Raw genomic sequence first — 13174 nt, 5'->3', positions numbered from 1 at the left:
TCGTGCGCTCAATGGTCGTGATGCAGGTAGCTCGCCTGCCGCGGCAGGCGCAGGCTCACGAGAAAGGCCACCACCATCATCACGGTCACGTACCAGAAGAAGGCCGACTCGTGGCCCAGCGCCTTGAGGCCCAGCGCCACGTATTCGGCCGAGCCGCCGAAGATCGCATTGGCCACGGCATACGCCAGGCCGACGCCGAGGGCGCGCACTTCGGGCGGGAACATCTCGGCTTTCACGATGCCGCTGATCGAGGTGTAGAAGCTCACGATCGCGAGCGCGACGACGATCAGTACGAAGGCCACCACGGGGTTGGTGGTGTGCTGCAGCGCCGTGAGGATCGGCACCGTCGCGAGCGCGCCGAGGCCGCCGAACAGCAGCATGTTGTTGCGCCGCCCGATGCGATCGGACAGCGCGCCGAACACCGGCTGCATGCACATGTAGACGAACAGTGCGCCGGTCATTACGTAGCTTGCGGTCTTGATCGGCAGGTGCACCGTGTTCACCAGGTACTTCTGCATGTACGTGGTGAAGGTGTAGAAGATCAGCGAACCGCCGGCGGTGTAGCCCAGCACGGTCAAGAAGGCCGGCATGTGGTGCTTGAAGAGCCCGGCCATGGTGCCGGCCTCCTTGTTGGCCTTGGCCTCGGCGCTCTGCGTTTCGTGCAGCGTGCGGCGCAGCAGCAGAGCCACCACCGCGGCCACGGCGCCGATCACGAACGGAATGCGCCAGCCCCACGCCTTGAGCTCGGCCTCGGTGAGCAGCTGTTCGAGCACCACGATGACGAGCACCGCGAGCAGCTGCCCACCGATGAGCGTGACGTACTGGAACGACGAGAAGAAGCCGCGCTGGCCACGCAGCGCCACCTCGCTCATGTAGGTGGCGGTGGTGCCGTACTCGCCCCCGACCGACAGCCCCTGGAACAGGCGGCACACCAGCAGCAGGAACGGCGCCCAGGCGCCGATCTGCGCGTAGGTCGGCAGGAAGGCGATGACGAGCGAGCCGGCGCACATCATCGTGACCGAGATCAGCATCGATGTCTTGCGCCCGACCTTGTCGGCGATGCGGCCGAACAGCCAGCCGCCGATCGGCCGCATGAGGAAGCCGGCCGCGAACACGCCGGCCGTGTTGAGCAACTGAACGGTGGGATCCGACTGGGGGAAGAAGGCCGACGCGAAGTACAGCGCGGAGAAGGCGTAGACGTAGAAGTCGAACCACTCGACGAGGTTGCCCGACGAGGCCGCCATGATCGAGAAGATGCGGTGGCGCTTCTCTTCGGGCGTGTAGTGGGGTGGAGACAGGGTGGATGCGGCGGACGCCGAAAGGCCTCCGGCGCCGGGCTGAGCTACGGTCATGATGGTTTCTGCCGCCTCGAGGGCGATGTTGTTGGAACCGTCATTCTCGGCACGCCTTTTGGGGCGTGCTTGTCAGCCGTTGCCGCAAGCCTGCAGCCGATGGGGGCTTAGAACGTCCCCGGCAGCAGGATCCCCGAATCCACCGTGTCGATGTCGGTACGGCCGCAGAAGGCCATCGTGAGGTCGAGCTCGCGGTGGATGATCTGCAGCGCGCGCGTCACGCCCGCCTCGCCGTACGCGCCCAGGGCATAGAGAAAGCTGCGGCCGATCAGCGTGCCGCGAGCGCCCAGGGCGCGCGCCTTGAGCACGTCCTGGCCGCTGCGGATGCCGCCGTCCATCCAGACCTCGATTTCGCGGCCCACGGCATCGACGATGGCGGGCAGCGCGGCGATGGAAGACGGCGCGCCGTCGAGCTGGCGTCCGCCGTGGTTCGATACGATGAGCGCATCGGCGCCGCTCGCGGCCGCCAGGCGTGCGTCTTCCACGTCCATGATGCCCTTGAGGATCAGCTTGCCGCCCCAGCGCTTCTTGATCCATTCCACGTCGGCCCAGCTCAGCGCCGGGTCGAACTGCTCGGCGGTCCACGACGACAGCGACGACAGGTCCTTCACGCCCTTGGCATGGCCGGCGATGTTGCCGAAGGTGCGGCGCTTCGTGCCGAGCATGCCCATGCACCACCGCGGCTTGGTCGCAAGGTTGATCAGGTTCTTCAGCGTGGGCTTGGGCGGCGCGGTCAGGCCGTTCTTGATGTCCTTGTGGCGCTGGCCGAGGATCTGCAGGTCGAGCGTGAGCTGCAGCGCCGACACGTTGGCGGCGCGGGCGCGCTCGATCAGGCGCTCGATGAAGTCGCGGTCCTTCATCACGTAGAGCTGGAACCAGAACGGATGGCGCCCGGTGTGTTCGGCAATGTCCTCGAGCGAGCAGATGCTCATGGTCGACAGCGTGAACGGAACGCCGAAGGCCTTGGCCGCGCGCGCGCCGAGGATCTCGCCGTCGGCATGCTGCATGCCCGTGAGGCCGGTCGGCGCAATGGCCACGGGCATGGCGACGTCCTGGCCGACCATGGTGGTGCGCGTGCTGCGGCCTTCCATGTTCACCGCCACGCGCTGGCGCAACTTGATGCTCTGAAAGTCGCTTTCGTTGGCGCGGTAGGTGCCTTCGGTCCACGCGCCGGAGTCGGCGTAGTCGTAGAACATCTTCGGCACGCGTCGCTTGGCGATCACCCGCAGGTCTTCGATGGTGGTGATCTTGGAAAGGTCGGGCAAGGGGTGTCTCCTCGGTATCGCTTGTAGGGGTCGGCCGGTGCGGCGTTGGCGCGCCATTATGGACAGCAGGCAGGCTGCGCCCGCGCCGAGTGTGGCGCGCCGCGGCGCGGCCGATCTGAAAAATACCCGCGGCGGTGCTGAAAAGAATTCAGGGCTGTGCGCCGTCGCGCAGCGCCTGCCGCAGCCATTCGACGAACGTCGCGCACTCCCAGCGCTCCATCGCGCCCGGGCGCCAGCACAGGAAGTACGCATTGGGCGATGGCACGCTGCGCGCCGAAAGCCGCACCAGCCGCCCGCTCTCGAGCCAGGCGCGGCCGAGCCGCAGGTGCATCAGCACAACGCCGAAGTCCTCGGCGGCCGCGTCGAGGGCCAGGCCCAGGTCGTTGAACTGATGGCCCGTGGCCGGCTCGGGCAGTCCGATGTCGCAGGCCTTGAACCAGATGCGCCACGACTCGAGCGGCGTGCGCAGCAGCTGGGCCCGCGCGATCTCGGCCTCGCTCGCAAAGCCCTCTTCGAATGGCCCGTGGCGTGCCAGGTAGGCCGGGCTGCAGGCCGGCGACACATCGTCGGCCAGCAGTTGGCAGAACTCACGGTCATGAAAGGGTCCGCTACCGAAGCGCAGTTCGAGGTCGGCTTCCTCGGCAGTCTGGTTGCGCACCGGCATGGTGACCTGCAGCATCAGTTCGATGTTCGGATAGGCATCGCGAAACTGTGCCAGCCGCGGCAGCAGCATCTGGCGCGAGAAGGTGGGCGTGACGGCCACGCGCAGCCGCCGCAGCTGCGATGCGGGCTCGCGCCCGGGCACCTGCTGCAGCGCGGCGATGGCCTCGCGCACGCGGGCAAGGTAGGCGAGGCCGTCGGTGCTGAGGCCGAAATCGCCGCCGGAAAAGAACTTGAGTCCGAGCTGCAGTTCGAGCTGCCGGATGCGGTGGCTCACCGCGCTCGGCGTGACGCTGAGCTCCTCGGCGGCAAGGTTCACGCTGCGCAGCCGCGCGACGGCCTCGAAAGCGAGCAGACCCTGGGTCGACGGAAGGCGCGTGGTGGAAACCATGGGGCGATGTTAGCCAAGCCCCACGCGGGCCCCGCCGTGCTACGAACCGGTCAGCGCGAACGCCACGCCGTGCGTCAGCGCCGGGTCGATCTGGCCAGGGTTGCCGGCCGCATCGACTTTCAACGTGATGGCGCTCGGCCCTTCGCCGCGCGAGCGGCCGGGCTCGGCGTGCAGCGCGATCTCGAAACCCTGCAGGCGCACACGGCCATCACCGGCCATCGCATCGGGGCCGAGCAGCATGCGGTAGCGCGCCAGGCTTTCCTCGACGTCGTGCACGGCGACCTGCACCGCGGCAATGCCGCGCACACCGTTGGCATGGCGGCGCGCGTCGCCTTCGGGCACGCGCAGCGCCCGCGGCGTGATGTCGGCGCAGAGAAAAGGCAGGTCGTGCCGCACCTGCCGCGCCGAGCTCCAGGCGATGCGCACGCCGTCGGGCCGCTGCCGGGCACCGGGCACGGCGGTCAGTTCGGCCAGCCCGCGTTCGCGCGCGGCGGCCACGGCGGCATCGATGTCCTCTGGCCAGAGCGCGAAGTCGACCAGGCCCTCACCGGCCGCATCGAGCACGCGCCACCAGCGCTCTTCGGGCGAAGGCGCCGAGTAGGCGATCAGCTCGAGGTAGCTGCCGTCGTCGAACACCGCGAGCGCATTCGCGGTGTTGCGCCCCGGATGCCTGCCGCCGGCAATGACGTTGAAGCCGGCGCGCCGGTAGTCGGCCACCGCCTCGTCGAGCGATTCGACCGCGATCACCACATGGTCCAGCGCCATGGGCATCGTCATTCCTCCAGCTTCAGTTTGGTCTCGCGCACGAAGGCGGTCCAGCGCTCGAACTCGGCGCGCGCATGGCGGTCGACGCCTGGCCCATCGGTGGCCATCACTTCGAAGCCCGCCTGCGTGAGCCTGTTCTTCACCTCGGGCGCCTGCAGCGCGGCGCGGAAACCTTCGGTGAGCGGGCCCAGCTTGTCGGCCGGCGTGGCCGCGGGCGCGAAGATGCCGATCCACGAATAGGCCTGGAAGCCCGGAAAGCCCGACTCGGCCACGGTGGGCACGTCCGGCAGGTCGGGCAGGCGCTCGGTGCCCGTGACGGCCAGCGGCTTGATCTTGCCTGCGGCGATCTGGCCCTTGAGCGCGGCGTAGCTCAGCAGCGTGAGCTGCGAGACGTTGCCCACCACCGCCTGAACGGCCGGCCCGCCGCCGCCGTAGGGCACGTGCAGCACATAGACGCCGGCACGGCGCTTGATGTCTTCCATGACCAGGTGATTCATGGAGCCGACGCCGGTCGATGCGTAGCTGAAGCGCGACGGTTCTTTTTTCGCCGCGTCGATGAAGCCGCGCAGGTCCTTGGCGGGCACCGAGGCCGAGGCGCCGATCACCAGCGGGAAGCGCACCGCCAGCGTGACGCCGGTGAAGTCCTTGAAGGTGTCGTAGGGCAGGCGCGACTTGGCGATGGGGTTGATGGCGTGCGTGTCGAAGGCCACCAGCACGGTGTTGCCGTTGGGCGCCGACTTGGCCACGTGGCTGGTCGCCAGCTGGCTCGCGGCGCCGGGCCGGTTCTCGACCACCACCGGGCGGCCCAGGCGCTTTTCGAGCTCGGGCTGCATGATGCGCGCCGCGATGTCGGTGCTGCCGCCAGGCGGAAAGGTGACCACCATGTGCAGCGGCGCGTCGGACGGCTGGGCCGCGGCGGCGCCCGCCAGGCTCAGGGCGGCCGCGGCCAGCAGGGCGCGGCGGCGATGGATCGGGAACTGCATCTTGTTGGCCTTTCGATGTGAGTGACTGCTGTGGACGCTCGATTCTTGCTCAACCCATCCACTGGCTGACCGGCACTGCGGTGTCTTGCAACGGCTGCGAGAGCACGTCGACCAGCGCCGGACCGTCATGCGCCAGCGCCGCCTTGAGCGCGGCCTCCAGCTCGCTCGGGTCTTCCACGCGCCAGGCCTTCACGCCGAAGGCCTCGGCCACGCGCGCATGGTCGGTGCGGTTGAAGTCGACCGAGTAGTAGCGCTCGTCGTAGCCGGTCTTCTGGCTGGCCTTGATCCAGCCGAACACCGCGTTGGAGAACACGATCATCTTCAACGGCACGCCGCGCCGCACGATGGTTTCCATCTCGCCGCAGGTGAAGCCGAAGCTGCCGTCGCCCATCACGGAGACCACCATGGCGTCGGGCCGGCCGAACGCCGCGCCGACGCCTGCGGCCATCGAGAAGCCGAGCGCACCGTGGGCGCGGTTGGTGATGAAGTGGCGCCCGGCCTGCGGTGCGTCGAAGTAGGCGGCGAAATACGGGCACGGCGTGCCGGGGTCGGCCACCACCACGGCATTGGCGGGCAGCAGCCGGTTCAGTGCATCGACCACCCGCTCGGGCTTGATCGGGCGATCGGTCGATCGGGCCAGCCCGGCAAAGAAGGCCTGCTTCTGCGCGCGGCTGCGCGCCACGATCGCGCGGCCGTCGGCGGCATCGGCCGGCCGGTGCGCGATGCGCTCGCCCACCGCCGCGGCCAGCGCGGCCAGGCCCAGGCGTGCGTCGCCGACCAGTGCCACGTCGGTGCGGTAGTTGGTGGCGATGGTGCCGGGGTCGATGTCCAGGTGCAGGATCGCTACCTCGCGTGCCGGCATCTTCCAGTGTTCGGTGGTGGTCGAGCCCGCGCGCGCGCCGACGAACAGCACCAGGTCGGCCTCGGCGATGACATCGCGCGTGGCCTCGACGCCGCCGTTGGTGCCGATCACGCCCGCATTCAGCGGATGGCTGCTCGGCAGGCTGCCGCTGCCGCTGATGGTGATGCAGACGGGCGCGTTCAGCTGCGTGGCCAGCGCCTCCAGCGCGGCATGGCCGCCCGAGATGACCACGCCGCCGCCGCACACGATGACCGGGCAGCGCGCCGCCACCAGCTTGTCGGCCGCGCGTTCGACCTCGGCCGGGTCGGGCGCGAAGCGGTAGGCGGGGTAGCGGTCGTGCCCCGGCTGCGCCCAGACCTCAGCCGGATCGATGGCGTGCTTCTGCACGTCGTAGGGCAGGCAGATGTGCGTGGCGCCGGGCCGGCCGGTGACCATGGCGCGGAAGGCGCTGCGCACCGCGTGCGGGATCTGGTCGACGCGGTCGATCGTGGTGTTCCACTTGGTCAGCGGCTGGTAGAGCGCCTGCTGGTCGAGTTCGGTCAGCGGGAACTTGCCGCGCGCGCCGACCGACACGTCCGAGGTGATGCCCAGCACCGGAATGGCCGATTCGTTGGCTTCCACCAGTCCGGGCAGCAGGTAGGTCGCGCCGCCGCCGCTCGGACCTTCGCAGATGCCGGGCTTGCCGGTGACGCGGGCATAGGCGTCGGCCATGTAGGCGGCGCTGCGCTCGTCGCGCGTGAGCACGTGGTCCATGCCGTGGTCGAGGCGCGCCAGTGCGTCGTAGAAGGGCAGGCTGGTGTCGCCGCACAGTCCGAAGATGTGCTTGACGCCGTTGAGTTGCAGCATGCGCACCAGCGCGTCCGCGCCGTTCATGGATGACATTCGATAAGCTCCAGCGGGGTGGACCCTGTGGGGGTCCAGTTAAGAACGCATTTCAGTATACTTAAAAACATGCACAAGACAAGCGGCAGCCCGGTGGTCGCGCCCGGCCCCGTCACACCCATCTCCAAGCTGCGGCGCGAACGGGGCTCGGGCGTCTTCGAGGCGCTGCGCGACATGGCGATCTCCTACCAGCTCAAGCCGGGCGAGCGCCTCAGCGAGATCGAGCTGGCCGAGCGGCTGGGCGTAAGCCGAACGCCCGTGCGCGAGGCGCTGGCCCGGCTGGTGAACGACGGCTTCCTGCTGCCCGCCACGCGCGGCTTCGTGCGCCGTCCGCTCGATGTGCAGGAGACGCTCGACCTGTACGAGGCGCGGGTGGCCGTCGAAAGCGCCTGCCTGTCGCTGGCGATCCTGCGCGCCACCGACGAGGACATCGCCCAGGCCCGGACCTACCTGGCTGCGAGCCAGAAGGCGCCGCCCGATGCGCCGGTGGAGCAGTTGGTGGAGCTCGACGAGGGCTTCCATCTGCGCATTGCCGACATGGCACGCAACCAGGAGTTGCGCCGCATGCTGGGCGTGCTGAACGAGCGCATCCGCTTCATCCGCTGGATCGACATGGAGAACGTGGGGCGCAACGCCACGCAGAAGGAGCACCAGCAGATCCTGAAGGCGCTGGCCGCGCGCGACGAAACCGCGGCGCAGCGCGTGCTCAAGGAGCACATCGGGCTGCGCAAGGAGCAGATCGTCGACGCCATCGCCAAGGGCCTGACGCGGATCTACCTGCCCGCCGAGCCGCGGGCTTGAACGACGTCAGAGCGGCGTCAGAACGCGGCGTGCTCGGCCGGCCGCGGCCGCCATGCCGGGCGGCGTGGCGCGGCAATGCTGCCGCCTTCGATCGCGCCGGCGATCGAGCGCGCCACCGCCTCGGCGGGCACCGCGATGCGGCGCCGCGTGACCATGCGCTCGAACGCACTGCAGGCCGCGATGTGGTCGGCCAGCGTGATGTTCGCCGCACTCACGTCGGGGCGCACCACCGTCACGCGAATGCGCCCGGCATGCTCCTGCCGCAGGCCTTCGGAAACCGCGTCGATCGCGTACTGCGTGCCGCAGTAGACGGCCGAGTTCGGCGACACGCCCTCGGCCGGCACCGGCGCCACGTTGACGATGTGGCCCGCGCCCTGTTCCTGCATCGTCGGCAGCACCGCCGCCATGCCGAGCAGCACGCCGCGCAGGTTGACGTCGATCATCAGCTCCCACTCGTCGACCTTGCGCGTCCACAGCGGCGCGAGCGGCATCACGCCAGCGGCATTGACCAGCACGTCGATGCGCTCGTGCTGCTCGAGCGCGAATTCGGCAAAAGATTCGACGTCGGGGCGCCACGTCACGTCGAGCCGCTGCCAGCTCGCGGTGCCGCCTTCGGCCGCGATCTGCCCGGCCAGCGCCTCGAGCCGCTCGGTGCGGCGGGCGCCGAGCACCACCTTGGCGCCGCGGCGTGCCAGCAGGCGCGCAGTGGCTTCGCCGATGGCGCCGCTCGCGCCGGTGATGAGGACGACTTTCTCTCGGATTGCGCTCATGTGAAACTCCTCTGCGGTCTGTCTGAAGCATGGCGCAGGGGCTGCGCCGGCCATGCAGGGAAGTTTCGTGCCGACACTGCGGCGGGCGGTAGACGAATCGAACGGCGTTCTTGCCTGATCCTGCAATCCGCGCGGGAATAAGGGACCGGTTCAGCCCTTGCCGAGTGCGGGCCGCCCGAACAGGCTCGACGCATTGCTGACCGGCCCGAGCTCGGCGGTGGCCGCCAGCAGCGCGGGCGCGAGTTCGTGCATGCGGTCGCTGCCCAGGCGGGTGCGCGGCCCCGCGATGCTGATGACGCCGATCACTTCCTTGCGGCGGAACACCGGCGCGGCCATGGCCGACATGCCGGGCGCGAAGACCTCGTCGATCATTGCGTAGCCGCGCACCCGCGCCGCGTGCAGGTAGCCGAGCAGCGCACGGATCGTCGTGGGCGCCTTCGGACCGTATTCGGCCGGCGTGCCGAAGCCCTGGCGCGAGACCAGTTCGAGCGCGCGCTCGTCGCTCAGCGTCATCAGCCAGGCATGGCCCGACGAGGTGCACGACAGGCGCGCGTCCATGCCCATGTCGGGGTCGTAGCGCAGCCCCGCCTGGCGCAGGCCCTGCGACTTGGCGACCCAGGTGAGGCGATCCTCGTCGACGATCGACAGGCGGACCAGCTCGCCCGAAGCCTGCCCGAGCCGCTCCAGCAGCGGCTCGGCCACGTTCACGATGCCCGCGCCGCTCAGGAAACCGAGCCCGAGCGAGACCACCTTGGTGGTCAGCACATAGTCGCCCTGCTTGCGCGCCTGCCGAACGTAGCCGCGTCGCTGCAGCTCCGCGAGCAAGCGGTGGCAGGCGCTCGGCGGAATGTCGAGCTCGGACGCGAGCAGCGTCAGCGGCAGCCCCTGCGGATGGTGCGAGAGATGCTCCAGCACGGAGAGGCCACGGTCGAGGGAGATGCTCATGCGCCGCATTATGAAATAGGTTTCCAGTCTGGAAAGCCTTTGGCGGCCGGGCCGAAGAATCGGCCGCATGCGTCCCATCGTCTACATCCTCAACGGCCCCAACCTCAACCTGCTCGGCGTGCGCGAGCCGCACCTGTACGGCAGCACGACGCTGGCGCAGGTGGAGCAGCTCTGCCGCCGCGTGGCGGACGAACTGGGCCTCGGCTGCGAATTTCGCCAGAGCAACCACGAAGGCGTGCTCGTCGACTGGGTACAGGAAGCGCGCGAGCGTGCCGCGGCGGTCGTCATCAATCCGGCGGGGCTGTCGTTCCGCTCGATCCCGCTGCTCGATGCGCTCAAGACGCTGGACCAGCCGATCGCCGAAGTCCACGTGACCAACATCCATCGGCGCGACGCGCTCTATCAGAATTCGCTGGTCTCGCTGGCGGCCACCGGCGTGATCTGCGGCTTCGGGCCCTTCGGCTACGAGCTCGCGCTCCGGGCGCTGGCCCAGCGGCTGGCGCCGGAGCCCGCGGCGGCCACCGCGGCCTGAGCCCGCCTTCGCCTTCGTTCATCATTCCAATCGCCAAGAGAAAACAGGAGACAAAACCATGAACCGTTCCATCGACCGCCGCACGCTGCTGGGCGCGGGTGCCGCACTGGCCGCCGGTGCCGCCGTGCCGGCCTGGGCCCAGGGCCAGCCCACGCTGCGCTTCGCCGCCGTGTTCTCCGACAAGGACATCCGCGCCGACATGATGAAGCAGTTCGCCAAGGACATCGAGGCCGACTTCAAGGTCGAGATGTTCCTCAACTCGACGCTGTTCCGCCAGGGCACCGAACTCGTGGCGCTGCAGCGCGACAACCTCGAGATGGGCAACATCGCGCCGCAGGACATCTCCAAGCAGGTGCCCGCATGGTCGCTGCTCACCTCGGCCTACCTGTTCCGCGATGCCAACCACCTGAACAGCTTCTTCGCGAGCGACCTCGGCACGCAGATGAAGAAGATGGTCGAAGACCAGCTCAAGGTGAAGATCCTCGGGCCGACCTTCTTCGGCACGCGCCACGTCGGCATCAAGCCCAAGAAGCGCATCAACGCGCCCGCCGACCTGGCCGGCATCAAGCTGCGCATGCCGCCCGGCGACACCTGGCAGATGCTGGGCCGCTCGCTCGGTGCCAACCCCACGCCCATGGCCTACGCCGAGACCTACACCGGCCTGCAGACCGGCGCAATCGACGGCCAGGACAACCCGCTGCCGAACGTGCAGAACATGAAGTTCTACGAGGTCATGTCGCAGATCGTGCTGACCTCGCACCTCGTGGCTTTCGACGTGCTGGCCGTCAACATGAAGACCTGGCAGGGCATGGCGCCCGCGAAGCAGCAGGCCTTCCAGGCCGCCGCCGACAAGGCCATCGCCTGGAGCACCGCCGAGCACCAGAAGCGCGAGGCTGAACTGGCCGAGAGCTTCCGCAAGCAGGGGCTCGAGGTGTATGCGCCCGACATCGCCGCCTTCCGTGCACATGCGCAGAAGGCGTACCTCGCCTCGGCCGACGCCAAGAGCTGGCCGGCCGGCATGCTCGACAAGATCAACGCCATGAAGTGAAGGCGGCTGCTGCAATGCTCGGCCGCATCCTCCATCTGCTGCACCGCTTCGCCGAGGCGGTTGCGGCCACGCTTCTGGCGGTGATCTTCGTCGCCTTCATCGTGCAGATCGCTGCGCGCTACATCTTCGACTGGCCCGTGGGCTGGACCACCGAGCTCTCGCTCGCGGCCTGGCTCTGGCTGGTGCTGTGGGGCGCGGCCTTCGTGCTGAAGGACGAGGAAGAGATCCGCATCGACATCGTCGCCGGCATCGCCAGCCGGCGCGTGCGGCGCGTCGCCGGCGCCGTGGCCTCGCTCGGCGTGATCGTGCTGTTCGGCATGTCGCTGCCCGCGTCGTACGACTACGTGAGCTTCATGAAGGTCGAGAAGAGCTCGTACCTCGGCATTCGCATGGACTGGCTCTATGCGATCTACCTCGTCTTCGTCGTGGCCGTCATCGCCCGCAACCTTCGCCTGCTCGTGCGCGGACCCGCGCGCACCGCGCCTGCCGATCCATCCGCTTCTCCCTCCGCATTGTGAATTTCACCAGTCCCCTCTCGCTGGCGCTCTACGCGATCGTGGCGCTCAGCCTGCTCGGCGTGCCCGTCGGCCACGCGATGATCGCCGGCTCGGTGCTGTACCTGTACCTCAAGGGCATGGACATGGGCGCCGCGGCCGAGCAGCTGCTCAACGGCACCTACTCGAGCTTTCTGCTGCTCGCGATTCCCCTCTTCATCCTCGCGGCCACCATCATGAGCTCGGGCAGCATCCTCGACCGGCTGCTGCGCTTCTGCAATGCGCTCGTGGGCCGCTTTCCGGGCGGACTCGCGCAGGTCAACGTGCTGCAGAGCATTGTGTTCGCGAGCATGTCGGGCTCGGCGCTGGCCGATGCCGCGGGCTCCGGCAAGCTGATGCAGGCCATGATGACCCGCGACGGCAAGTACACGCCGGGCTTCGCCGCCGCGCTGAGCGCGGTTTCGGCGGTGATCGGCCCCATCCTGCCGCCCTCGATCCCGCTGGTGCTCTATGCGCTGGTGTCGGGCACCTCGATCGGCTATCTCTTCATCGGCGGCGTGCTGCCCGGCCTGCTGCTCGGCGCGGTGCAGATGGCACTGATCTACGTGCTCGCGCGGCGCCGCGGCTTTCCGGTGGAGCCGAGGGTGCCGCTGCGCGAGATGCCGCGCATCACGCGCGAAGCGCTGCCGGCGCTGATGCTGCCGGTGATCCTGCTCGGCTGCCTCTACAGCGGCGTGACCACGCCCACCGAGGCCGCCGGCATCGCCGCCGCCTATGCGCTGCTGATCTCCGTCGGGCTCTACCGCAGCATGCGCTGGGCCGACCTGTACCAGTCGCTGCTGTCGAGCGCGCGCATGAGCGTCTCGATCGGCATGCTGATCGCGGGTGCGCTGGTGTTCAACTACGTGATCACGTCGGAGAACATTCCCGCCACGCTGAGCACCGCGATGAAGGGCTTGAGCCTTTCGCCGATGGCCTTTCTGCTGCTCGTCAACCTGATCCTGCTGGTGCTCGGCGCCTTCCTCGAAGGCTCGACCATCATCCTGATCATCCTGCCCGTGCTGCTGCCGACCGCGGTGTCGCTGGGCATCGACCCGGTGCACTTCGGCGTGATGGCGGTGCTGAACATCATGATCGGCCTCGTCACGCCGCCTTACGGGCTGCTGCTGTTCATGATGAGCAAGATCGCCAATGTCTCGATGGCGGTGCTGGTGCGGGAAGCCTTTCCGTTCCTGCTGGTCATGTTCGGCGCACTGGCGCTGGTGACGGTGTGGCCCGACCTGGTGCTGTTCCTGCCGCGTCTGGCGGGGTATTCGGGCTAGCAGGCGACGGGGACGCCCTGCGTCCAACAGGGCACAGCGGTCGTCGACGTGACGCTCCGTTGCTCGGATACGATCCGTGCCGACGCGCTCTTTTCACAGCGC

At 68.7% G+C, this 13174-nt stretch carries 13 protein-coding genes; 5 read left to right on the top strand and 8 right to left on the bottom strand.

All coding sequences use genetic code 11. The features are described from left to right. Positions 1-8 precede the first annotated feature (8 nt). From AC3A6G_RS04505 to AC3A6G_RS04480, 6 genes are all read right to left on the bottom strand, one after another. The gene (locus AC3A6G_RS04505) at positions 9-1352 is read right to left on the bottom strand and encodes an MFS family transporter (RefSeq protein WP_487858435.1); all 1344 of its coding nucleotides are present in this window, start codon (positions 1350-1352) and stop codon (positions 9-11) included. Between the two features lie 107 nt (positions 1353-1459). Next, complete coding sequence (locus AC3A6G_RS04500) at positions 1460-2617, bottom strand: alpha-hydroxy acid oxidase (RefSeq protein ID WP_487858434.1); 1158 nt, start codon at positions 2615-2617, stop codon at positions 1460-1462. A gap of 148 nt (positions 2618-2765) precedes the next feature. Continuing rightward, positions 2766-3668, bottom strand: coding sequence for a LysR substrate-binding domain-containing protein (locus AC3A6G_RS04495; RefSeq protein WP_487858433.1), 903 nt, complete (start codon positions 3666-3668; stop codon positions 2766-2768). Positions 3669-3707: 39 nt separating this feature from the next. Beyond that, complete coding sequence (locus AC3A6G_RS04490) at positions 3708-4439, bottom strand: VOC family protein (protein ID WP_487873160.1); 732 nt, start codon at positions 4437-4439, stop codon at positions 3708-3710. A 2-nt stretch (positions 4440-4441) separates the two neighbouring features. Next, the gene (locus tag AC3A6G_RS04485; RefSeq protein WP_487858431.1) at positions 4442-5416 is read right to left on the bottom strand and encodes a tripartite tricarboxylate transporter substrate binding protein; all 975 of its coding nucleotides are present in this window, start codon (positions 5414-5416) and stop codon (positions 4442-4444) included. Between the two features lie 49 nt (positions 5417-5465). After that, complete coding sequence (locus AC3A6G_RS04480) at positions 5466-7160, bottom strand: thiamine pyrophosphate-binding protein (RefSeq protein ID WP_487858430.1); 1695 nt, start codon at positions 7158-7160, stop codon at positions 5466-5468. Between the two features lie 69 nt (positions 7161-7229). Between AC3A6G_RS04480 and AC3A6G_RS04475 the strand changes: the two genes are divergently transcribed. Next, positions 7230-7961, top strand: a complete 732-nt coding sequence (locus AC3A6G_RS04475) for a GntR family transcriptional regulator (RefSeq protein ID WP_487858429.1) — start codon at positions 7230-7232, stop codon at positions 7959-7961. A gap of 17 nt (positions 7962-7978) precedes the next feature. On the opposite strand, the gene AC3A6G_RS04470 is transcribed toward AC3A6G_RS04475, so the two are convergent. Then, a complete protein-coding gene (locus AC3A6G_RS04470; protein WP_487873159.1) occupies positions 7979-8731 on the bottom strand; it encodes an SDR family oxidoreductase in 753 nt (250 codons plus the stop codon). Positions 8732-8881: 150 nt separating this feature from the next. Then, positions 8882-9676 (bottom strand): IclR family transcriptional regulator, encoded by a 795-nt coding sequence (locus tag AC3A6G_RS04465; RefSeq protein WP_487858427.1) that lies wholly within the window; start codon positions 9674-9676, stop codon positions 8882-8884. A 67-nt stretch (positions 9677-9743) separates the two neighbouring features. Between AC3A6G_RS04465 and AC3A6G_RS04460 the strand changes: the two genes are divergently transcribed. Genes AC3A6G_RS04460 through AC3A6G_RS04445 form a run of 4 tightly spaced genes read left to right on the top strand, consistent with a single transcriptional unit; the run spans position 9744 to position 13072 of the window. Next, positions 9744-10208 (top strand): type II 3-dehydroquinate dehydratase, encoded by a 465-nt coding sequence (locus tag AC3A6G_RS04460; protein WP_487858426.1) that lies wholly within the window; start codon positions 9744-9746, stop codon positions 10206-10208. A 58-nt stretch (positions 10209-10266) separates the two neighbouring features. Continuing rightward, the gene (gene dctP / locus AC3A6G_RS04455) at positions 10267-11256 is read left to right on the top strand and encodes a TRAP transporter substrate-binding protein DctP (protein WP_487858425.1); all 990 of its coding nucleotides are present in this window, start codon (positions 10267-10269) and stop codon (positions 11254-11256) included. Beyond that, positions 11253-11774, top strand: a complete 522-nt coding sequence (locus AC3A6G_RS04450; RefSeq protein WP_487873158.1) for a TRAP transporter small permease — start codon at positions 11253-11255, stop codon at positions 11772-11774. Before dctP ends, AC3A6G_RS04450 begins: the two co-directional genes overlap by 4 nt. Then, positions 11771-13072, top strand: a complete 1302-nt coding sequence (locus AC3A6G_RS04445) for a TRAP transporter large permease (RefSeq protein WP_487858423.1) — start codon at positions 11771-11773, stop codon at positions 13070-13072. The genes AC3A6G_RS04450 and AC3A6G_RS04445 overlap by 4 nt, the downstream gene beginning before the upstream one ends. Positions 13073-13174: the final 102 nt, after the last annotated feature.

The sequence above is a fragment of the Variovorax sp. Soil_C_26 genome, from assembly GCF_057657075.1.
This window is presented reverse-complemented; position numbering and strand designations above follow the sequence as displayed.